This window comes from Nostoc sp. UCD121, assembly GCF_014222285.1.
Taxonomy (GTDB): Bacteria; Cyanobacteriota; Cyanobacteriia; order Cyanobacteriales; family Nostocaceae; genus Nostoc.
Genome location: NZ_JACKZS010000141.1, coordinates 1 through 21,070 on the forward strand (window position 1 = coordinate 1; position 21,070 = coordinate 21,070).

At 41.2% G+C, this 21,070-nt stretch carries 16 protein-coding genes; 9 read left to right on the forward strand and 7 right to left on the reverse strand.

Annotated elements, in window-relative coordinates:
• The 3 genes from GNF10_RS24695 to GNF10_RS24705 all read right to left on the reverse strand — a co-directional run.
• A partial coding sequence (locus GNF10_RS24695) for a Gldg family protein (RefSeq protein WP_185593080.1) occupies positions 1-1,356 on the reverse strand: 1,356 nt, incomplete at its 3' end.
• Positions 1,357-1,394: 38 nt separating this feature from the next.
• Complete coding sequence (locus tag GNF10_RS24700; protein WP_185581649.1) at positions 1,395-2,207, reverse strand: ABC transporter permease; 813 nt, start codon at positions 2,205-2,207, stop codon at positions 1,395-1,397.
• Positions 2,208-3,212, reverse strand: coding sequence for an ABC transporter ATP-binding protein (locus GNF10_RS24705; protein ID WP_185581650.1), 1,005 nt, complete (start codon positions 3,210-3,212; stop codon positions 2,208-2,210).
• 435 nt (positions 3,213-3,647) lie between these two features.
• Here GNF10_RS24705 and GNF10_RS24710 point away from each other — a divergent pair, with 435 nt between their 5' ends.
• The 5 genes from GNF10_RS24710 (at position 3,648) to GNF10_RS24730 (ending at position 9,334) form a co-directional block, all read left to right on the forward strand.
• On the forward strand, positions 3,648-4,736 hold the full coding sequence (locus GNF10_RS24710; RefSeq protein WP_185583318.1) for an HMA2 domain-containing protein: 1,089 nt from the start codon (positions 3,648-3,650) through the stop codon (positions 4,734-4,736).
• Between the two features lie 37 nt (positions 4,737-4,773).
• Entirely contained in the window at positions 4,774-5,613 is an 840-nt protein-coding gene (locus tag GNF10_RS24715; RefSeq protein WP_185583316.1) for an HMA2 domain-containing protein, read from the forward strand.
• Positions 5,614-5,755: 142 nt separating this feature from the next.
• Positions 5,756-8,008: a heavy metal translocating P-type ATPase gene (locus GNF10_RS24720; RefSeq protein WP_185583314.1), complete on the forward strand. Its 2,253-nt coding sequence runs from the start codon at positions 5,756-5,758 to the stop codon at positions 8,006-8,008.
• Between the two features lie 71 nt (positions 8,009-8,079).
• Positions 8,080-8,385, forward strand: coding sequence for a DUF5132 domain-containing protein (locus tag GNF10_RS24725; protein ID WP_185583311.1), 306 nt, complete (start codon positions 8,080-8,082; stop codon positions 8,383-8,385).
• 370 nt (positions 8,386-8,755) lie between these two features.
• Positions 8,756-9,334, forward strand: coding sequence for an HMA2 domain-containing protein (locus tag GNF10_RS24730; RefSeq protein ID WP_185583309.1), 579 nt, complete (start codon positions 8,756-8,758; stop codon positions 9,332-9,334).
• A 9-nt stretch (positions 9,335-9,343) separates the two neighbouring features.
• On the opposite strand, the gene GNF10_RS24735 is transcribed toward GNF10_RS24730, so the two are convergent.
• Positions 9,344-11,692 carry a WD40 repeat domain-containing protein gene (locus GNF10_RS24735; protein WP_185583307.1) on the reverse strand — a complete coding sequence of 783 codons (2,349 nt, stop codon included), beginning with the start codon at positions 11,690-11,692 and terminating at the stop codon, positions 9,344-9,346.
• Between the two features lie 660 nt (positions 11,693-12,352).
• Here GNF10_RS24735 and GNF10_RS24740 point away from each other — a divergent pair.
• Both GNF10_RS24740 and GNF10_RS24745 read left to right on the forward strand, forming a co-directional pair.
• Positions 12,353-12,997 carry an HMA2 domain-containing protein gene (locus tag GNF10_RS24740; RefSeq protein ID WP_185586426.1) on the forward strand — a complete coding sequence of 215 codons (645 nt, stop codon included), beginning with the start codon at positions 12,353-12,355 and terminating at the stop codon, positions 12,995-12,997.
• A gap of 224 nt (positions 12,998-13,221) precedes the next feature.
• The gene (locus GNF10_RS24745) at positions 13,222-14,346 is read left to right on the forward strand and encodes a phosphatase PAP2 family protein (RefSeq protein WP_185586427.1); all 1,125 of its coding nucleotides are present in this window, start codon (positions 13,222-13,224) and stop codon (positions 14,344-14,346) included.
• A 446-nt stretch (positions 14,347-14,792) separates the two neighbouring features.
• Here GNF10_RS24745 and GNF10_RS24750 read toward each other — a convergent pair whose 3' ends face one another.
• The 3 genes from GNF10_RS24750 to GNF10_RS24760 form a co-directional block, all read right to left on the reverse strand.
• Positions 14,793-16,529, reverse strand: a complete 1,737-nt coding sequence (locus GNF10_RS24750; protein WP_185586428.1) for a diflavin flavoprotein — start codon at positions 16,527-16,529, stop codon at positions 14,793-14,795.
• A gap of 96 nt (positions 16,530-16,625) precedes the next feature.
• Positions 16,626-17,138: a phosphate-starvation-inducible PsiE family protein gene (locus GNF10_RS24755; protein WP_012407378.1), complete on the reverse strand. Its 513-nt coding sequence runs from the start codon at positions 17,136-17,138 to the stop codon at positions 16,626-16,628.
• Between the two features lie 145 nt (positions 17,139-17,283).
• On the reverse strand, positions 17,284-19,014 hold the full coding sequence (locus GNF10_RS24760) for a diflavin flavoprotein (RefSeq protein ID WP_185586429.1): 1,731 nt from the start codon (positions 19,012-19,014) through the stop codon (positions 17,284-17,286).
• A 209-nt stretch (positions 19,015-19,223) separates the two neighbouring features.
• Here GNF10_RS24760 and GNF10_RS24765 point away from each other — a divergent pair, with 209 nt between their 5' ends.
• Positions 19,224-20,162 (forward strand): 1-aminocyclopropane-1-carboxylate deaminase/D-cysteine desulfhydrase, encoded by a 939-nt coding sequence (locus GNF10_RS24765; protein ID WP_185586430.1) that lies wholly within the window; start codon positions 19,224-19,226, stop codon positions 20,160-20,162.
• 108 nt (positions 20,163-20,270) lie between these two features.
• Positions 20,271-21,070: DUF262 domain-containing protein (locus GNF10_RS24770; RefSeq protein ID WP_185592737.1), on the forward strand; the 800-nt coding region annotated here is incomplete at its 3' end.

Sequence of the window (21,070 nt, forward strand, 5' to 3'; positions counted from 1 at the left end):
GGTAGTAGGGGGAATGGGGGAAGCTTTGCTTTGGGTGGTTGGTGATGGTAGGGGTGAAGGTGTCGGTGCAGGTTTGGGAGTGGAAGCAGGTTTAGCTGTTTGTTTTCTTGTTAAGGCTACGCCCAAGGTTAGAGGCCCTTTCAGGTCTTTATCTGCATTAAACTCCAATTTTTCGCTTTGGAGGTCGCTTTCTGCCCAGCTACTGGGATAGGGCTTGGTTCTTAGTAATGGAGTAGACTGAACACCAGGCACAGAGGTAATTTCCAGTGGTCGGGCTATGGGATAAAAAGAATTGCCGTTACCAAAATCTTTGGTAATTGGATGTTGCCCGTATTCTGTGACTAAGGGTGCAGCAGGGCCAAGTCCCACGACGCTTTCGCCAGAGACATCGACTGCTAAACGATTATCCAGACGAATACCCCACTCTTGTAACAAGCTCTTAAGTTTGGGATCTGTATTAGGATCAATCATCAGCAGTAAGTTACCGCCGCGATTAAGATACTCTTGCAAAGCTTTGACTTCGCCTTCAAATAGCCCTCGCTTAGGGCCAGCTACTATCACAACAGACGCATCTTCAGGAACTTTGGAAGTTTCTCCTAAATTCAGTGGTGATGTTGTGAAATTTTTGTCGCCTAATCCTTGAACTGCTTGCGATATTGCACCTTTACCAGGCGAAAGTTGGCGTTCTCCATGACCTTGGAGTAAGTAAACTTTAGCTGTAGTTGAATTTGTTAGTTGTTGCAGGCGACTAGTTAATCTGATTTCTGACAAACGCTCATTTTGATTTACTGTTTGTACTAATTGCCGTTTATCTCCAGATTCTAAATAAACTTCTCCGTAATCTTTAACGCCAAACTTTTCTGCTAATCCTGGTCTAGCTTGGGGGTCGATATACTCATATTTAAATTTTGAGCTTTGCCGTTGATAATTTTCTAGTAATTCTCGGTCTTGAGGATTTTGGTTAATATCAAACACCCACACCTTAACTGGTTGTGGTAAAACACTCACCAATTCTCGTGACTGGGGCGCAAGGGTAAACAATTGGCTTTCTGTTAAGTCTGACCGCAAGTGGTAGCGAGTCCCTAAAAAGTTAATCAATCCCAAAATTGCCAACACTGCTAGAGTTGCTACTAGGGCATTAGTCCCAGCTTGGGTAGAACGACGTTTCCACCAGTTAGTCTCATAGCTTTGCCATATTATCCCCAACCCACTGATTACAACTCCCGCAATCAGAAATACTAATGGAATTAGTCCCCACTGTTCAGAAACTAACCCAACTGTTAAGCCGACAGCAATTAGGAACGGGCCCAACCAAAACACATATTTCCACAGTTTTTTCTTTGCAACTATCTTCATAATGATTTGTCATTTGTCATTGGTCATTTGTCAAATGACTACTGCCTTTGAAAGCGCAGTGCATCAATTGATTGAGCGGTGAGAAAGATGCCCAAAAAAATGTAACTGGCGAATAAAATTAAGGCGCTGGTATCAAAAATCCCTTGAGTTAAGGTGTTGTAATGTTTCAACAATGATAAATAACCTAAAGCTTCGCCCACTGGGCCAGGGACAATTTTTGCGATTAAATCAATCAATAACAATAATAAAATTACTGCAAATGTGAGGACGGCAGACAAAATTGTGCTGTCTGTTAAGGAAGAAATAAACATTCCTACAGATAATATTGCTGCTGCTAGTAAGATTAATCCAAAATGACCCAACAAGGGAATTGAAAGTGCCATTGCTGGATTTGAACCACTGATGGCGATCGCTTCAAACACTAGCATGGGTACAACCATTGTGATAAAAAATGTTAGCACGCCTAATAACTTACCTACTGCTACCGCCCAATTGGTGATTGGTGACGTGGCTAATAGTTCTAAAGTGCCGCGCTTGCGTTCTTCGGCATAAAGTCCCATCGAGAGTATTGGCAAGACAAACAACAATAGCCACCCCATACGATCCAAAAATGCTCGGACAAATTCGTAGGGGACATCTATCGGTGGTGTTGGTACTCCTAGTTGTTGACCTTGTGCATCTATTGCGGCGACTCCTACCAAAATGCCATCTGGCCCTAGCAAAATCATCACGAAAAATAACCCGGCAATGAACCAAAATATGCCTGCGATCGCATAAGCCAAAGGTGATACAAAATAACTCTGTAGCTCTCGGCGATAAATGGCAATAATATTACTCAGTACTACACCCATTTACGCTGCCTCTCCTTCGTTGTCTGCTGCTAAGTCTACCTCAGTCTCGAAATTCTTTTCTTCTGTGGTCAGTTGCAAAAACACATCTTCTAAGGTAGCGTTAACTCGCCGCAGTTCATGTAAACCGAATCCTGCACGCACCAAGGTTGCAACAATATCCTTTCCTGGTTCTTTTCCCGGTTGCGATATTACCCGCAGATAAGCGCGATTTGTCTGCGGCTGATGACCTCCGGCGGTCGGAATTGATTCTATCAGACTTACACCTGCAACATTTTGCAATACCTGTTTCGCTAGGGCAGCTTCTCCTTCTATTTCCAACTCATACCCGGAACCGCCTGTCAACTGAGTCATCAGGTTCTCTGGTGTATTAGTTGCCACAACTTTGCCGCGATTAATAATAGCGACACGGCTACAAGTCATGCTTACTTCTGGCAGAATATGCGTGGAAAGAATAATTGTGTGAGTCCCAGCGAGGCTTTTAATTAAATTCCGTACCTCAATTATTTGTCGAGGATCGAGTCCAACGGTGGGTTCATCTAAAATGATCGCTGGTGGATCGTGGACGATCGCTTGAGCAATTCCTACACGTTGGCGATATCCTTTAGAGAGTTTGCGAATAATTACCCGCCGCTTATCTTCTAAATTGCAGCGTTTGATGGCGGCTGTTACCTTATTGGCGCGATCGCCTGCTGAAACTCCCTTAATTTGGGCAACAAAATGCAAAAATCCCTCCACAGTCATATCTGGATATAACGGCGGTGTTTCGGGTAAATAACCAATGCGTTGGCGCACAGCGAGAGAATTTTCATGGACATCATAACCAGCAATCCGCGCATTACCATTTGTTGCCGGTAAATAACCAGCCAGAATCCGCATGGTTGTAGTTTTACCAGCGCCATTGGGGCCTAGAAGCCCTAAAATCTCCCCAGGTTCGACGCTAAAAGTGACATCAGTTATCGCTGGGGTGGAACCGTATATTTTACTTAAATGCTCAACTTCGATCATAAAATCTCATACACAATATCAATTCTTTCAGCCTTTACTCCCTTAAAAATGCTCAAAGACCCTGGTTTCTGTGTTTGAACACAAATCATTAGCATAATTGCGTACTCAGCAATTATGTTCAACTCTGGGAGCGAGAATCTACCTCTATTATGTCTAAAGTAAATAACTCGCACCTGGCTAAAGGCTGAAGTGGGAGCTTTCAGAAATCCGTCTCTTGTGGATAATCATTATCATGAAAATTATTGTTAAAAATAATTCTGAAGACACATACTTTATACCCAGAGTTAAGCTAAATTTAATCTATTGTTAACCTATTGACTTGATCTAGCTATTGGGTAATCAGGTAAATGACTAAAAATATTAGTAATTGTGAAAAATTAAATATTGTCCCTAAAGTATCTCCTAATTTAATCTCTACAGAACAAAGCAACTAAGATGGCACAGTCAACGAAGTTACAGTCCTCTGGTGGGTTGCAAATAGTTCATGTCACTACCGGACGCGTGCGACTCCGCAGCACTGACAGTAGTTTGAACTCGATATTAGACAGCATAGCCCAAGATTTACGTTCCTTAGAGGGTGTAAGGGAAGTTACTGTGAATGGGCAAACGGGCAGTTTGGTAATTAATTTTGATGAAGATAAGCTGTCATTACCGCAAATTTTGGCGCTAAGATCCGATATTGAGATTCAACAGCCGCAAGCTTCATCTGATTCACCTAGCAAAACCGATCCCTTTGCAGCTTGGAAATCACCTTTATTTTGGAAAGAGCAGGGTGTTTCCTTAATTCCGATGATGACAGGCTTGGCGGTAACAGGAGGGTTGGGAATTCATGGCTGGGTATCGATTCCAGTTTATATGATTGCGGCGGATGCAACCCGTGGTGTAATTGGTTATCTTGGCTCTCAAGTTCCGACATCAGAAAAAAACGACGGTAATAATACCAGTTCTGCGATATCGCAATTATCAAAAGAGGAACGCCAATCTACTATCCAACCAGAAAAATCAACAAATAATCTTGAGAAAGCTAGCGAGGTGGCAACACCTGCAAAGATTGACTACAGCGTAATCCATGCAATTAGCGGGCGTATTCGCTTCAATGTGCCAAAAATCGCTCAAGATCGAGCTTATGGGCGGCGACTTGAGAGAATAATGAAAACTGATGCTGAAGTTACAAGCGTGCGGATGAATTTTGATGCAGCATCGATCGCGATCGCTTATCAATCTCGTGAGATTCCATTATCTTATTGGGTGAGTTTGATGGAATTAGCGTTGGAGACAAACCCACCAACGCAGCTAATTACAACGGCTAACCAACCCCTCCAAGAAGTGAGTCAGACGAATCAGATTACAGACGCAACAACGTCACATCAAACAAGTTTAAATCTTAGTCAGACTCCTGAAGTTATTAACTCAACAACAGCAAGCGAAATAAGTTCAGAGTTATCCAGTCTGTGGACTAACTTAAAACCGCCTGCGATGTTTTTCTCATTAGGCATTATGGCGAACTTACCCTTGGGAACCTAATATACAGTTTCAAATTGCGGAATACTGGAGGGGAATTATGGCTGTTTTAAATTTAGAATCGGTAGCAGATTTAGACAGAAAACCAGAGCGAACAGTCACAGACAAGATTAATTACCCAGCAACGCCGCCTTCAAGGGTAGTGTATAGCATTATTTGTGCATTTCCTGGACAAGTGGCGTTTTGCATCCCTCAGATTACCGAAGATCCAAAATATGTGGAACGTCTTGTTGCTTTGCTTGCTAATGAGCCTTTGGTAATAGATCGGCAAGTCGATAATACTATGGTAGGGTCAATTGCCATTACCTATAAATCTGATACAGTGTTAGATGTTGATATGCGATCGCACTTGGCTAATTTGATTCAGTTGGCTGGTAATCCAGAAGTGGTATCAGCATCTACAAAAGAATTCCAACCATACTCAGATGCGGTGACAACAGAAGACAGGCAGGATAGAAAGCCAACAAGAGAAGCAGAAAAGCAGGAATCAGCAACATTCTCCTTATCTTCTATAGATGCCTCAGCCTCTAAGACTAAAAGCAATTCGGTTTCTTCGGCTCATTCTGTAATTCAACAACCAAAAAAACCTGTAAAAGTAGCTTATAGCATTGCTCATGCAATTCCCGGAAGAGTACGGTTTCGTGTACCTCGAATTGCCTCCGATCCAAAGTATGTCCAACGGTTAGAGACATTACTCAAATCAGATTCTACAGTTACCAGTGAGCGAGTTAATAGCGCTGCAAGATCAGTTGTTATTACTTATAAAACTGAAATGATGCGGAATTCCCAGAAGCGAGTGCAAAGCTTTTTGTCAGCAGCAATATCTCATCTAGCAAGTTTAATTGAATCTGCCAATGATCCCGCCACAGCGATAAGTTAGCTAACTAATCCAGCAAATTACAAATAACCAAACTGTTGATAGCTAATCAATCTCGCAGGATTGGTGGCTAATTTGCTCTCTTTACCCCAGCAAAGAGCCTGATTTTCATTGAAGTGTAACAATTTTGGATTAAAGAAAAGTAATGGCAAAAGTAGCACTGCAACTCCCATCACCTCCAAAATCTCAATTCACTGTCTTGGAAGGGAATGGAAAAGCTTCTTTAACTGACACTAATGGACATTCTCAAGAACAGTTACCCAGTGTTACCTACAGCGTTGTCCATACAATTCCGGGAAGACTGCGGTTTCGCGTACCTCGCTTACGCTATGATGCAGATTATGCCAAGCGTCTCGAAGTATTGCTAACAGCAGATGCGCTGGTGAAGAATGTCCGTGTCAAGCCTGCGGCAATGTCAGTTGCAGTTACTTATAAGTCTGATAAAGTTTCTGATGCGAAGATGCGATCGCACCTTCACGATTTGATTCAGGCTGCAAGTGTTGTAGTCGTTCTCAAAAACTCTACATCTTTATCAGAAACAGAAAAAGAGGCATCTTGGCCAGGTTTACAACTCTCTGCTGTTGCCACTACTTTAGCTGTACTGGGGGGGCCTTTAGGATTACCGATCCCACCTTTGATAGTGGTGCTTCCAATCGCTCTAGCTACACTACCCGTTATGCAACGAGCATGGGAAGGTATTAGGGTAGAGCGAAAATTGAATATTGACTTTTTGGATTTGATGGCGATCGCGATTACTACTTTCCAAGGACAATTTCTCACACCATCGCTGATGCTCGGTTTAATTGAAGTAGGCGAAAATATCCGCGACCGCACGGCTCGTTCTTCTGCTCAACAAACTCTAGATTTACTTAGTTCTTTAGGGCAATTTGTTTGGGTGGAACGCAATGGCGCAAAGCAGCAAATTCCCATTCAAGATGTGCAGCGTGGCGATACAGTAATTGTTTACCCTGGCGAACAAGTGCCGGTTGATGGTAGCATTTTGCGAGGTAAAGCCCTCCTAGATGAGCAGAAACTAACTGGCGAGTCGATGCCGGTACTGAAGAAAAAGGGACAACCAGTTTTTGCCTCAACGTTGGTACGAGAAGGACGAATTTATATTATTGCAGAATGGATCGGCAATGATACCCGCGCCGGACAGAGCATTAAGTTAATGCAAGAAGCGCCTGTCCACGATACCCGAATGGAGAATTATGCCACGAAATTTGCTCAAAAAGCTGTGATGCCAACTTTGTTACTTGGTGGGGCAGTATTTGCCGCAACCCGTAACCCCTCACGAGCAGCCAGCGTTTTAACTCTAGACTTTGCTACAGGTATTCGAGTCTCTGTCCCCACAACAGTTTTAGCAGCATTAACTTATGCTGCCCGACGGGGGATTCTTATCCGTAGCGGACGGGCGTTAGAACAACTAGCAGAAGTTGATACCATTGTTTTTGATAAAACGGGGACGCTGACTAAGGGAGAAGTCGATGTTGTCAGTGTGGAAAGTCTCAATCCAGCAACCTCAAGATTGCGGGTGTTGGAATTGGCAGCAGCCGCCGAACAACGTTTAACTCATCCAGTCGCAGAAGCAATTGTTCGCTATGCCCAAGCAGAGCAAGTGGAAATTTTGCCGCGTAGTAAGTGGGATTATCAACTAGGTTTGGGTGTGCAAGCTCAGATTGATGGAGAGACAGTTTATGTGGGGAGCGATCGCTTTTTGCGCTCCAGTGGGGTTGACATGGAAGCGCTAAACGGCCAACAAAAATCTCCAAATTCAGCGATTTATGTAGCCAGTAACGGTCAACTTCAAGGTATTATTAAATATAGTGATCTTCTCCGTCCCGAAAGTCGGGAAGTCATCACAGCACTTTCGACGGTCGAAGGTGTAGAGATTCACATGTTAACCGGCGATAACAAGCGAACTGCTACTGCTGTAGCTACTCAACTTGGTATTTTGCCAACTCATACTCACGCCGAAGCTTTTCCAGAACAAAAGGCAACAGTTGTCCGCCAACTGCACGAACAAGGTAAGACGGTTGCATTTGTAGGTGATGGGATCAATGATTCGCCAGCTTTAGCCTACGCCGATGTTTCCGTTTCCTTTGCCAACAGTTCTGAAATCGCCCGCGAGACAGCAGACTTAGTGTTGATGCAGAATGACTTGCATGGTTTATTAGAAGCGATCGCGATCGCTCGTCAAGCCAAGCAATTGATTCGGCAAAACACAGGACTTGTTGCTGTTCCTAATTTAGCAGCATTAGCGATCGCCGTTTTCTTTGGTCTTAACCCCTTAGCTGCAACAGTAGTCAACAATGGCTCAACCGTAGTTGCCGGAGTCAACGGTTTGCGTCCAATTCTTAAAAGTCGTCAACATAAAACTCTACCATCGGCAAGATGATGCAACTATGCCGGCAAGAGTATCTTAAAAAGCTTTCCCAGATTTCTTAATCAAGTAGGAGGAAATTGAATATGGCTAAAATTAGTGATTTTGTTGAAGATGCAGGCGCTCCCGGTATTATAGCCGGAATTGGTGCAGTACTCTTAGCACCTGTTTTATTGCCCATTGTCGCTGGAGTTGGTAAACCCTTAGTCAAGTCAGTCATCAAAGGCGGAATTGGCCTTTATGAAAGAAGCAAAGGAACCATTGCAGAAATGGGAGAAACCTGGGAAGACATGGTAGCCGAAGCCAGAGCAGAACTTGCTGATGAAAAAGAAACCCCTGTATTTGAAGCGTCTGCCACCAATGCGGATAATATCGCCGATAATGGTGCGTAATTTCATCTACCCATTAGCAAGTTAAAATCTTTGCCATAGGCAACTTCCAATTACCAAAATATCAAATTAGTAAGGTGCGTTACGGTATTTCACCTAACGCACCTACGAAAATAGCAAAAAAATTGTAGGTTGGGGAGCCACTGCGTTGTGCGGGTTTCCCGTGTTGTAGCAAGTGGCGTTGGAGGCTTTGCCAAAGCCAACATTCTGATATATGTTGGGTTGCGCTCCGCTTCACCCAACCTACGTCTCTCTCGCTCCTCTTATTCCTCTGTGTTCTCTGCGTCCTCTGCGGTTCGTTTTTCGTTAATTTTTGACAATAACAAACCCACAACAAAGAATCCACCTTCATACAAGTCAAAAAGGCAGTTGTATGTTGACAAATGGTTATAGCACTTACAATAAAATGCCGGAAATTATAGACAAAACCAGCTTCAAAACACCACCAAAACCGATATCTACAAAAGTTGTAAGTTCGACTCCCGGAAGATTGCGGTTGAGAGTGGCTCATTCCCATCGTCAACCAGAAAAAATGCAAGGCATCGCCAATGCTTTGTTAGCAAATCCTCACATTACTCAAGTTAAGATAAATGTCCATCATGGCAGTATTGTTATCAATGACGATGCTAAAGATGGGAGTCTAGAAAATGTGCTAGCAACGCTTAAAGATTTAGGAATAATTTTTGCTGATGTTACCGAGGGTAACACCGAGGCAGCAGCAGGAGTTTCATCTGCGGTTGTTGACTTAAACCAGCGCGTCAAACAGTCAACGCATGGTGCTTTTGATCTGCGAATTCTTTTCCCTTTGGGATTAGCTAGCCTTTCACTGCGACAATTACTAAATAAAGGATTGCAGTTAGAAGTTATTCCTTGGTATGTTTTAGCATGGTATGCTTTTGATAGCTTTATTAAGTTGCATGGAACTAGCCAAGAAAAATCAGCAAACGAGTAACTAAAAAACTTAATTTATCTGCCAAATTTTGATGGCTTTATCAGAACTACCACTAGCCAAAAATTGACCATCATGGCTAATAGCAATAGAGTTTACTGCCCCTGAGTGTTCTGTGATAGTTTGCAGTAACTCTCCCGTCTGCAAATGCCAAATTTTGATAGTTTTGTCTACGCTACCGCTAAAGAGAATTCCTCCATCAGGACTAACAGCTAAGGATCTTACCTCTTCTAAATGTCCAGTCAAAGTATTTAACACTTTGCCTGTAGTTAAATGCCAAATTTTGATAGTTTTGTCTGCACTAGCGCTAAAAAGAATTTCTCCATCAGGACTGATGATTAATGATTTCACCTCACCTGAATGTCCGTTGAGGGTGCGTAATGGATCACCCGTGTGTGGGTTCCACAGCCTAATTTTGTTGTCAGAACTACCACTAGCAAGGATTGTACCATCGGGGCTAATAGCAGCAGTATTAACTGCGAATGAATGCCAAAGGGTAGAAATGCGATCGCCTTTATGCAAATTCCAAATTTTGATTTTATTACTACCACTGGCAAGAATTTGCCCGTCAGGACTGATTGCGATGCAGTTAACCGGTTTTTGATGTCCTAACAGAGTGTGTAGGAGTTTGTCAGAATTGAGATTCCATACTTTGACATTACTTTTGGGGTGTTGACAAATACCAACAGCAAAATAATGTCCATCAGGACTAATCGCAACAGAGGAAATTTTGCCTAAATCTTCTGTGAGAGTGCGGATAAGTTTACCAGTCTTAAGATTCCATACTTTGATAGTTTTATCTGCACAACCGCTAACTAAAGTCTCAGAATCAGGACTAATGGCGACAGATGTCACTTTTTCTGAATGTCCAGTTAGGGTATGGCTGAGAAAAATATGTTGTAATGTTACTTGGTATTTGAGGTTGGCAATGCGATTTAAAATTTCATCAACATCAGCAATACTTTGAGTATCACCCACAGCGACAAAATATTCTCTTAACTTTTTTACATATTCCTCATCTTTAATGCTGACGGCTGATTGCATTTCCTGAAGCGGGTTAGGAGAATTGTTTGGTGATATTTGGCGTAGTTGTAACCATGTACTTAGAGAATAATTTAGCTGTTCGTTTGCCCAAGAGCGTAGTTTACCGCCGTAGGCATCGCTTAAATGGCATAAACTCTGGGCTAATTGTAAAGCCAATTCTGGAATCCAGTAACAGCGCTCATTTTCCAGAGCTTGGTAAACTTGTTTGTAACCAGAGGCGATAACCCCTAGTGATTGTAAATCAAAAGCATCTGACAGCAAACTCGGCAGCAACTCTGGTAGTAGCGGAGGTACACCACGATCGACCAGGTGGTAAATATCTGCTACCCAACCTGCAACCAAACAGTGATAGGTAATCAAAACCTGGCAAAGTTTTTCATAATCCTGACGATTAACTTGATATTGTAAAGATAACTTACTAATATCAATTCCTTTTTTATCCCATTTTTCTACCTTTTCTAAAATTTCTAAATTTATCACATTATCTTTTCCAAGCTGATTAATTTCCTCTAATTCTTCTCCTAATGCCACAAGCTCATCTCTAATTTTCTTCCATTCTAATGCTCGCCTTTTAGCAGACTCTTCCAGAATTTCTCGATAAGGTAAACGAGCAATTGTTTTATAATAATAATTGTCTTGCCCTAAACCCCAGTAGGCAATCCTAAAATTTAAATAATCTCCATCATTTTCTGACTCTAAAATCAAACTTGGCTCTGTTTTTAACATTCCAAACAGAGCTTTAATACTTGATTCACTATGAAAACGTTTACTATCCCAGGCTCCTGCCAATAACTCTGTTGGTCTAACTTGGCTGTGTAAAGAGTAATGTTTGTTGAGAAAATCTCGTAATCCTTCAGCTAACATTAACTCAATTTGAGAAATATTTTCATTTCTACGATCGCCAAATTGGTCAAAATCTACTTGAGGAGGAGCAATAAAAATTTTAAGTGGAGTATGTCCATAATTGGTGTGGTCTAAAATTTGTGAAGGGTATAATCTTAAGGGCCAGCTATCAAAAATTTTATTGACTTCTGGTAGTTTAAGCGCTGTTTCTCGCTCTTGTGCGGCTATTCTTAACCGCGTTTGGTGATTATCGGCTATTAATTGCTGTTGGAAAATTCTTGCTTGTTCAAAATCTTCAACATAACCGCTTTTTTTATTTGCAGGATTTAGAACTTTGAGTATTTCGGGAATTGCCTCAATCGGTTCATATTTACTCAGTCCTAAACTAGATTTATTTCTATTTTGGACTAGCTCTGCAACAACAGGTGCAAACTCTAGTACCAGTTGAATTAGTAACATTAACCCTTGCTGCATAAACACATACCTAGAAACTAATTGAAGAATAATTCAGAAGTCATAATCAAGACGCTCTCTACAAGCTAACTTTTCATGGCATCTGGAAAACCTCACTTCTATTTCTCTCTCCTTGGAGGAGAGAGACTTTGAATTTCCCCCTTCCCGCGTCGGGAAGGGGGTTAGGGGGTTAGGTTTTTGGTGGACTTTTACACATAACATAAAAAGTCAGCTCTATAAGACGCTGTGCTATCCGCTTTTTCGGTCAAAATTCATTCTAAATTTTGATTCCTGACTCCTGAATTCTGTTTTGATAAAATAAATAAGCAAGGCTTACATGAAATCAGGGTAATACTGTCATCCAGTAAATTCATACATAGCCTTGATGTTACTACTTGAGAGTATAGTAACTCAAGCGTAAAACATGAAACTCCTTATATGTCAATAAATCTCTGTGGTTAAATCCCTGTAAATTAAAATAAACACAGTATTAAAGAAACTTAATCAACTTGATAGCAACGAGAACTAGATTCACTACTGAGATAGATTTCTTCATTCAGAAAAATAGGTATAACTAGAGTAAAGTTAATCCAGTTCAATAAAGCGCTCTCTTAAAACATTAATAGATAAGTTTATCAGCTTGGTTGCGTTTTTTATTTTTTGAAATTAAAAAATAGTACAATGACTTCGATAAAACGGTCTAACTCTGGCAAACCTGCTAGTATGAACCTGCGTTTACCACCCAAAAAGGCAACTAAAAGCGTAGCTAAGAAAGCAGCGTCATCCCAAAAGATATTCTATAGCATTGTCCATACAATTCCTGGACGGATTCGTTTTCGTATTCCTCTGTTAGGCAGAGATACTGAGTATGCTAATCAACTTAAATTATCGATGGAATCCGATCCTAGAGTTACAAATGTCCGTGCTAACCCAAAAGCTGTATCCATTGTTATTAATTATAAAGTAGGTACAATTCCAGATAATGAAATGTGCGAGCATCTGGTTAATCTGATTCAAACTGCTCAAGATGTGGTTCTGCCAAAAGAGGTAATGGCAAAATCAATCGTAGGGGTTATTTTTGATGCTTTAATCAACTTAATTGATAATACGCGCAAGATTAACCAAGCACGTAATGTTCTTGTATATCGAAGGTTTAGAACAGACATTTGGGAACGGATACTTTCTAATTCAAGAAGCATAATTAAAAGCTTGAAATCTGCCACCATGTTTATGTTGCCTAATAAGCGATGGCGATTACAAGGCAATAGCGAGGCTAATTCCCAGCCTTTGAAACTTAAATCTGCCAGCGAACCAAATCTTATATAGTTACTAATAGTAAGTAAGCATAAATAATTGTTGTTTGGATAAGGCAATAGGCAACAAGTATAAGGATTTTAGCCTAGTTTGATTTTATTGCGCCAACTTACTTGGTAGCGATTAAAATGATTCCTGGTTAAGAGTAATTAGCTCTAAAAAACTGGGATTTACTATAACTAATGAAAATATCTTTTGCCTAGTCTTCAATCCAAGCATTTTATTATCAATAACAAATGGGTACTCCTCGTTGTCAAAAACTTCTTAATCAAACCCATTGGGTTCAAGCAATACATACTGCTGTTAAGGGAAGAGCTAGATATAAAGTAAATGGGCTTTATCATTCGGAAGCTCTCAAAAAATATCTTGAATCGAGATTATTAGAGGATAAAATAATCTCGCAAGTTCGTGCTAATAGTTACACAGGGAATCTGCTTGTTATTTTTAATCCAGATGAAAGTTTAAATGCGAACGCCGTTAGCGAAGCGTGTCCGACAGGACAAGGCGGGTCTTCTCTTCGAGACGCTGCGCGAACGACCATCGCACTCCTTATCCAAGAAATTGTCTTAGATTATCGGAAAAAAGTCAGTAAATCAATTGGAACTAGTAACTTGCATTCCTTTGGCACTAAAGAAAATATAGCTTTGGTTGCGGATAGTAATCGAAACATATCTGATTCAGCCGCACTGCCTCAAATATCTATGCAGCGACAATTAAACCGTCAACTTATTCCTGTAGTGGGGGCTGTTGGCACTCTTGTCTGCGCCACCGGACTGTTGTACGCATATAATCTTGACGAAGCAATTTTGCTCTTGATCCAGAGGTTGCATACACCACTGCGCGATCGCATCATGCTTGGTATCACTTTACTAGGCGATCCCCTAGTAATGCTGATATCTTCTTTGGGGCTGGCGATTAGTCCGTTATATTCTAATCGTCGCAGGCAAACAACTATCTTAGGTATCGCTGGGGTCGGTGCAATCTTGCTAAATTGTTTAATGAAAATATTTTTTGGTAGAGCGCGTCCAGCACTGTGGAAGCATATTATTAATGTCGGCCAACACAGTTTTCCTAGCGGCCATGCAATGGTTTCAATAGTAATTTACGGTTTTACTGGCTATATTCTGGCAAAGCAGTTTCCTGAATGGCGCTTTTGGATTTATGGCTTGACTGTTTTCTTGGTTGCTGCGATCGGTTTTAGTCGGCTTTACCTTGGAGTACATTGGCTGACTGATGTGACAGCTGGCTATGCCGCAGGTTTGGTGTGGTTAATTGCCTGTATCCTGATCTTGGAATCGGAACAGCAAGGAATAATTGACGAGTACATTCTCTCAGGACGGCGATTTATCGCGTCTTTCTAACGTATCAGTCTTTTAGACGCGATAAATCGCGTCTCTACATGAGGGCTTTCTGGCTTATTCCAAGCGTATTGGGATAAAACTAAAACTGGATCTGACTTGTGTGTACACCGTAGCTTAAAAAGGGGAAAACCAGAATCAAAGTCCCCCAATTTATCGGGGGATTTAGAGGAATCTAAAACTTTTGACACCGACAAAAGGACTTTTCAAACATCCTCTAACTGAATTAGTTAGAAGGGCGGTTAGAAACCGCGTCTACACAAACAAAACCCACCTTCGTGGGTTAAAAATATTAATTTTCTCTTAGTCCGCGCAGGCGGACTTTGTTTGTGTAACCGCGAATTCCCTTCGCCCAGGCTTAAGTTGACACCAATGACAGCCATGCTACCCTACCAATGCACAAATTATTTTGGATAATTTATTTTTTGGAAGTCCCTTACTGGTAACTGTTAATAATAGCTGCCAGATTTCCGATGTTCCAAAGCAGTGATGCCATTATTTTCCAACACTTCACCGTGATTAATAACGGCATAAATTAACCATCTATCGCCACATTCAAGCTGATTTTGCACCGTACATTCTAAATAGGCTAATGCCTCATTCAAAATCAAACAACCATTATCAGCAGTTTTTGTGGAAAGATTTGCAAAGGGATTATCGCCTAAAGTGCTATGACGAGAAAAATAGCGTCGCACATTTCTTCCTTCTTTGAGGATATTCAGCACAAATTGATCACCAGGATGATGCATTAACTCTGCATTCTGCTCGTTAGCGATCGCAATCATAATTCCTGGTGGGTTAAAAGTTGCCTGCGATACCCAAGAAGTTAAAACCCCTTTGTGAGTTTCTTCATCACGAGTTGTCACAACACACAAAGAACCAATGATTCGGCCCACAGCTTGTTCGGTACGATCTACATGGGTTTCTGTGACAATCTGGCGGGAACTACGAAGTTTTTTGGTTTTCTTCAAGTTTTGGGCAAAGGCTGCACCTGCTTCTTGGCACTGCTGAAGAATTTCAGAAGTAGGGCTGAAACGCACCCGAATTGTTTCAAACCCTAGTTGATAATTTGCATCTTTGAGCTTACTTTCGATTAAATCTATGGCCTCGCCACTCCAACCGTAGGAACCAAACACCCCTGCTAACTTAGTTTTAGCCGCTACCGAGAGAACTATTCCTAAAGCAGTTTGAATTTGAGTCGGTGCATGTCCGCCTAAAGTGGGTGAGCCGATAATCAGGCCATCGCAAGTTTCTACAATGCGGTTAATCTCCGCAGAATCGGCTAGTTCACAGTTGATTGATTCTACATTAACTCCATTTTGAATCAAACCTTGAGCGATCGCATTCGCCATAATTGCTGTATTTCCATAAGCAGAAGCATAGAGCAAAGCGACACTCAATTCTTGAGATTTTTGTCCTTGACACCATTGACGGTAATCATAAGTAAAACGGCTGAGGCTGTAACGCACAACTGGCCCGTGTGCTGGGGCATAACATCTGGCTCCCAAAAGCGATATTTTATCTAAGCCTACTTCGACTTGTTTTGCTTGGGGCGCATGGAGACATTCAAAATAATAACGACGTTCCGCGTCTAATCCTTTCCAATCTTCATCAAACAAAGTGTCTTCGCAAATATGAGCGCCAAAAAGTTTGTCTGTGTAGAGAATTTTTGTTGCAGAATCATAAGTACAAAGTCCATCGGCCCACCGAGGAGTTGGTACGGTGACAAATGATAGAAGATGTCCTTGTCCTAAATCTAGAGTATCTCCCGATCGCACCGCTTGAATAGGTGATTCAAATTCGGGAAAAGCAGTTTTGAGAGCATTGGCGGCGGGGCGAGAACAAATTAGAGTGGCTTGAGGAACCAGAGAGAGTAATACTTGCAGAGTTGCTCTCCGGTTTGGGTTGACATGACTGAGAACAATGTAATCGAGGGAGATGAAATCTAGACGTTGTGCTAGTTGCTCAAGGTAAATTTCGGTAAAAGATTCGCCGGGAGGGTCAATTAAAGCCTTTTTATCACCTTGAATCAGATAAGAATTTGCTGTAGTTCCCCGTTGACGGGAATACTCCACCTCAAATTTTAATCTGTCCCAAGTCCGCGATCGCAGAATCAGAGTATTTTTACCAATTTCAGCAACTTGGACATCTCTGCTATGGTTGGACGTTAATGTTGCAACAGACATAATAACCTCTCTTAATATGGGCATGGGGCATGGGGCATTGGGCATGGCAGAAGATTCAGACGCGATTAATCGCGCGTCTCTACCCACTCCCTATTTTTAATGACCATTGTTTTGTATTAATTCGGACTTTGCTCGGCTTCTATAGCGTTTAGATACTTCTTGTTCTGGGTCGATACCTTCAAAGGTAGGGGGTAGCCAAACTCGGAGAAATAGTAATACTCCCAAGACTAATAAAAAGGCACAAGTTGCTAAAACTTGACTCCAACTTGTTTCTAGAACACCTTTAACAATGACTTCTCGCAAAGCAGAAACTATAGAAACTTCAACAGCTACCCCAATCGATACTCGATGTTCTTGTAGGTAAATAATCAACAATCGGAATAGCTCAACTAATATGAGCAAAAAGAGAATATCGGCAGTAACAGCATGAAAATCTAGAGGTGGAAGTAAGGAGAGAAACATATCTCTTACCTGAAGCACCATGAAGCTAAATAAACCGATACACAAAGAAATTACAATTACATCTTGGATAAATTCCAAGCTTCGGACAACGCGCCCACGATTGATTTCGTACATAGTAATCGGGGTATTTTCAACAGATTTATACATAATTTTTTGGGAGTTGTAGAGACGCGATGAATCGCGTCTGTGGGGTAGGGGGCAGGGGAGCAGCACTTCGACTACGCTCAGTGACCAGGAGCAGGGAGGCAGGGTGAGAAAAAGAAATAACTAATGACAAATGACAAATGACCAATTAGTAATGATTGCCAATTTTGCGGTGATGCGCGGCGGTAAGTGCATCTAACTTGGAAACCCTTCCAGTTTGGACTGTGCTATAAATTACCCAATGATCTCCACAATCCATGCGGCTAGTGATTTCACATTCCATGTAAGCTAAGGCTTCAGCTAAAACGGGCGATCCATTGTTCGCTGGATATGTCTTCACTCCAGCAAATCGGTCTGCACCAGGAGCGAAACGCTTGAGGAAATGTTTCATTAATCCTTGATATTTGCCTTCTTCTAAAACGTTTAGAACAAAGCGATCGCCAACGTGCATCAAAGATTCAATTGCCCGATCTTTGGATACTGCGATCGCAACTCCTAAAGGCTCAAGACTCGCTTGTGTGACCCAAGAAGCAAACATTGCACTCTGAATTTCTCCTTTTTTGGCGGTGATAATGTATAGCCCTGTGCTAATCCGCCCTAAAGCCTTCTCTAGCTCAGTATTGATAGATTTGATTTGTTTAATGGTGCGATCGCGGTTCAACCATTGACCTAAATCTGTCCCCGCTTCATCACAAAGCTGTTCCGTTGCTTGGGTAGGTATTTCCTTAACTAAAATAGATGGGAAGGCTTCAGTTAATCCCAGTTCTTGAAACTTATTCCGTAAAGGATAAATTGGTTCATCTTCTCCACCTCCAGACTCTAATAAACCAATTGACTGCTTTTTGTGAACAGCAGCTAAAATAGTGCTTAAAGAAGCTTGAGCCATCACCGAAGATTGGGGTGGCATTGCGATTACTAAACCAGAAGATTGTGCAACTAATTCTCGAACTTCTTGAGGTTCAGAACTATTGAGAGGAAATAATTCCACTGCTACGCCTGTTTTCGCACATCCATGAGCTATGATACGGACTAACTGCTCGCTATGTCCGTAATCTTCAACATAAAATAGAGCCACTAAAGTCTCTGTTTTTGCTTGTTCTAAACTCCAGTTTTGATACCGCCCAAGCCATTCGGAAATATAGTGTTGTAATAAAGGGCCATGTCCCGTAGCAACTGTTCCTATTTCTAACTTTTCAATCCGCTTTAAAGCTGCCAAAACAGACCGAGCATTGGGGCCCATAAGACAATCATAATAATATTGAAAATCTTCATCCAGTAAGCTGATATTTTCATCATAAGTGTGGTCATCACAGTAGTGCATCCCAAACACATCACAGGTGTAGAGAGTGCTAGTTTTGTGGTCATAAGTAAAGATTGTGTCAGGCCAGTGTAAGTTAGGTGCAGAGATAAATTCTAATTCGTGTCCGTTACCTAAATCTAATCGCTCTCCACTTTTCACCTGCCTTGAATTAAAGGGCTGGTGAACCATATTTTCTAAAAATTGAATAGCTACCTTAGCACCAACAACAGTAATGGATGGAGCTAATTGCAAAATATTTTTTACTAAGCCACTGTGGTCTGGTTCCGTATGGCTAATAATCAAATAATCTATTTTAGTCGGATCAATTAATCCCACCAGTATCTCAAGATATAGTTGCTCAAACTTACGGTGAGATGTATCAACTAAGGCAACTTTTTCTCCTTGAATTAAAAAAGAATTATAAGTCGTACCATTCCGTAGACCAAACTCGACATCAAAACGTTCTCTATCCCAGTCTAGACAACGAATAGCAGTTGTTTGAGGAGCAATTTCGACAGTTTCTACTGTCAAACGTCCTGGGTTGGGAGTAACTTGAGTGGGCTGTATGAGTGCAACCATTTGTTTTCTCCAAAAAGATTGTTATCTGAAGCGAGCGTTATGTCTCTTATATTTACCTGAAATACTCAATTAGTAAAATGCCAATTTCTAAAGCCAATCATCAGAAAGTTTTATTCATTATTTAGATTGATTTACCATTGAAATTACTCAATGTTTATCATCAATAATGAATGTGAGAAAATGTAAATAATCAGTTAAAATGGTTTTGCATGTCGTTAATATTTTTTCCTCCTCCTATACAAAAAATCAACAGCGAAATCATCCGTTGCGCTGGTGTTGATCTGTATGTACTACGCCTGGATCTCATGCACCCGTGGGTTAACGGCAATAAGTGGTTCAAGCTGAAATACAATCTTTTGGAGGCCAAGGAGAAAAATTTCACAACGCTGCTTACTTTTGGCGGTGCTTATTCCAATCACATCTATGCAACTGCGGCGGCTGGTAATCTTTTCGGTTTTCGTACCATCGGCGTAATTCGTGGGGAGGAGAGGCTACCACTAAACCCGACGCTGAGTTTTGCTGTCCAACAGGGTATGCAGCTTGTGTACATGAACCGCGAAATGTATCGACAGCGCAACACACCAGCGTTAGAAGAATATCTGCAACAACGCTTTGGTGAAGTGTTTATCATTCCCGAAGGCGGGAGTAATTTAAATGGTGTGCGCGGCTGTATAGAAATAGTTGGTGGTGCAATCGCATTTGATCATATATGCGTAGCCTGCGGTACAGCTACCACACTAGCGGGGATTGCACTTTCGTTAGATGAAGGACAAAGAGCGATCGCTTTTCCCGTTCTCAAAAATGGCGCATTTCTCGCCCCAGAAATCGAAACTTTATTGACAAATTACCTCGCCTCTGATTTACCCGCACCATCCAACTCTCCCGCTTCCTGGGAATTGGTATGTGATTACCACTTTGGCGGCTATGCAAAGGTGAATGATGAGTTACTACTGTTCAGCCAACAGTTCAGAGAGGAACATGACATACCCCTTGATTACGTATATACCGCCAAAATGTTTTACGGAGTGATGGATTTACTAAAGCAGGGGTTTTTTGGTAAAGGTGACTCCTTACTGCTCGTACACACAGGAGGCTTACAGGGCAACGTTGGTATGGAAGAAAGATTGGAGATAGTTTCTAAAATCTGAGTTGCCACTTAATTAAATATCAGTTAGCTTTGTATGGAATTTTACTAAAGTTAGTTGAATTCACACGCCAATCTTGATATTTACTCAAACTTAAGTAAGGTCACTTTAATGTTTACATACGCTGATAGCATTAAGCCGGATGGTCACAGTATTACTACCTATTTAGAAAATCTCCTAGCTAAAAGGTATCAAATTCCGACTTTTCAAAGAGATGTTGTCTGGGAGAAAGAGAATGTAAAAAAACTTTGGGATAGTATTTATAAGTTTTATCCTTTAGGAAGTATTCTAATTTGGAAAACTAACACCAAGCTAGAAAGCCATAGAGAAATAGGTGGCATCAAATTTGCTGATGATTTTAACTCTAATGAATACCAATACATTTTAGATGGACAACAAAGAACAACTTCTCTCCTAACATCAATATATGGTGGTAACATTGCTAAAAATGGAAATTTTAATCCAACACTATATATAGATTTGACTATAGAACTTACTGATGCTACTGATGACACAAGCTATGCAAAAAGGTTCTTATTCTGGGATGAAATTGATGATAGAAATGGTCAACTAAAAGCTAATATCAGCAAGAAAAAACGTTATGAAGGTAAACTCATTGTTAGTTTAATAGACATTATTAAAAACTACGTAGAAATAGAAAGAAATCTTCATGCACTTGGATACGGTGATTTTGAAAATCCCTATATGCAGCAATTGAGAAGGATTAGAGAAGCATTATATAATTATAAAATTTCCTTCATTGAGTTACGAGGTATTGAAGTTGCAGAAGTATGCCAAATATTTGAGCGGATTAATCAAGCTGGCAAACCTTTGATCCCACATTCCGCAGGTCAGTTAAGAAAGAAGATAATATTTTCGACAAGGAGCACCAAAAAATTGGAGAATCCATT

Bases quoted from the DNA above. Each gene is read 5' to 3' on its own strand.
- GNF10_RS24700 (WP_185581649.1), bottom strand. From the start codon at position 2,207: ATGGGTGTAGTACTGAGTAATATTATTGCCATTTATCGCCGAGAGCTA.
- GNF10_RS24705 (WP_185581650.1), bottom strand. From the start codon at position 3,212: ATGATCGAAGTTGAGCATTTAAGTAAAATATACGGTTCCACCCCAGCG.
- GNF10_RS24710 (WP_185583318.1), top strand. From the start codon at position 3,648: ATGGCACAGTCAACGAAGTTACAGTCCTCTGGTGGGTTGCAAATAGTT.
- GNF10_RS24715 (WP_185583316.1), top strand. From the start codon at position 4,774: ATGGCTGTTTTAAATTTAGAATCGGTAGCAGATTTAGACAGAAAACCA.
- GNF10_RS24720 (WP_185583314.1), top strand. From the start codon at position 5,756: ATGGCAAAAGTAGCACTGCAACTCCCATCACCTCCAAAATCTCAATTC.
- GNF10_RS24725 (WP_185583311.1), top strand. From the start codon at position 8,080: ATGGCTAAAATTAGTGATTTTGTTGAAGATGCAGGCGCTCCCGGTATT.
- GNF10_RS24730 (WP_185583309.1), top strand. From the start codon at position 8,756: ATGTTGACAAATGGTTATAGCACTTACAATAAAATGCCGGAAATTATA.
- GNF10_RS24735 (WP_185583307.1), bottom strand. From the start codon at position 11,692: ATGCAGCAAGGGTTAATGTTACTAATTCAACTGGTACTAGAGTTTGCA.
- GNF10_RS24740 (WP_185586426.1), top strand. From the start codon at position 12,353: ATGACTTCGATAAAACGGTCTAACTCTGGCAAACCTGCTAGTATGAAC.
- GNF10_RS24745 (WP_185586427.1), top strand. From the start codon at position 13,222: ATGGGTACTCCTCGTTGTCAAAAACTTCTTAATCAAACCCATTGGGTT.
- GNF10_RS24750 (WP_185586428.1), bottom strand. From the start codon at position 16,529: ATGTCTGTTGCAACATTAACGTCCAACCATAGCAGAGATGTCCAAGTT.
- GNF10_RS24755 (WP_012407378.1), bottom strand. From the start codon at position 17,138: ATGTATAAATCTGTTGAAAATACCCCGATTACTATGTACGAAATCAAT.
- GNF10_RS24760 (WP_185586429.1), bottom strand. From the start codon at position 19,014: ATGGTTGCACTCATACAGCCCACTCAAGTTACTCCCAACCCAGGACGT.
- GNF10_RS24765 (WP_185586430.1), top strand. From the start codon at position 19,224: ATGTCGTTAATATTTTTTCCTCCTCCTATACAAAAAATCAACAGCGAA.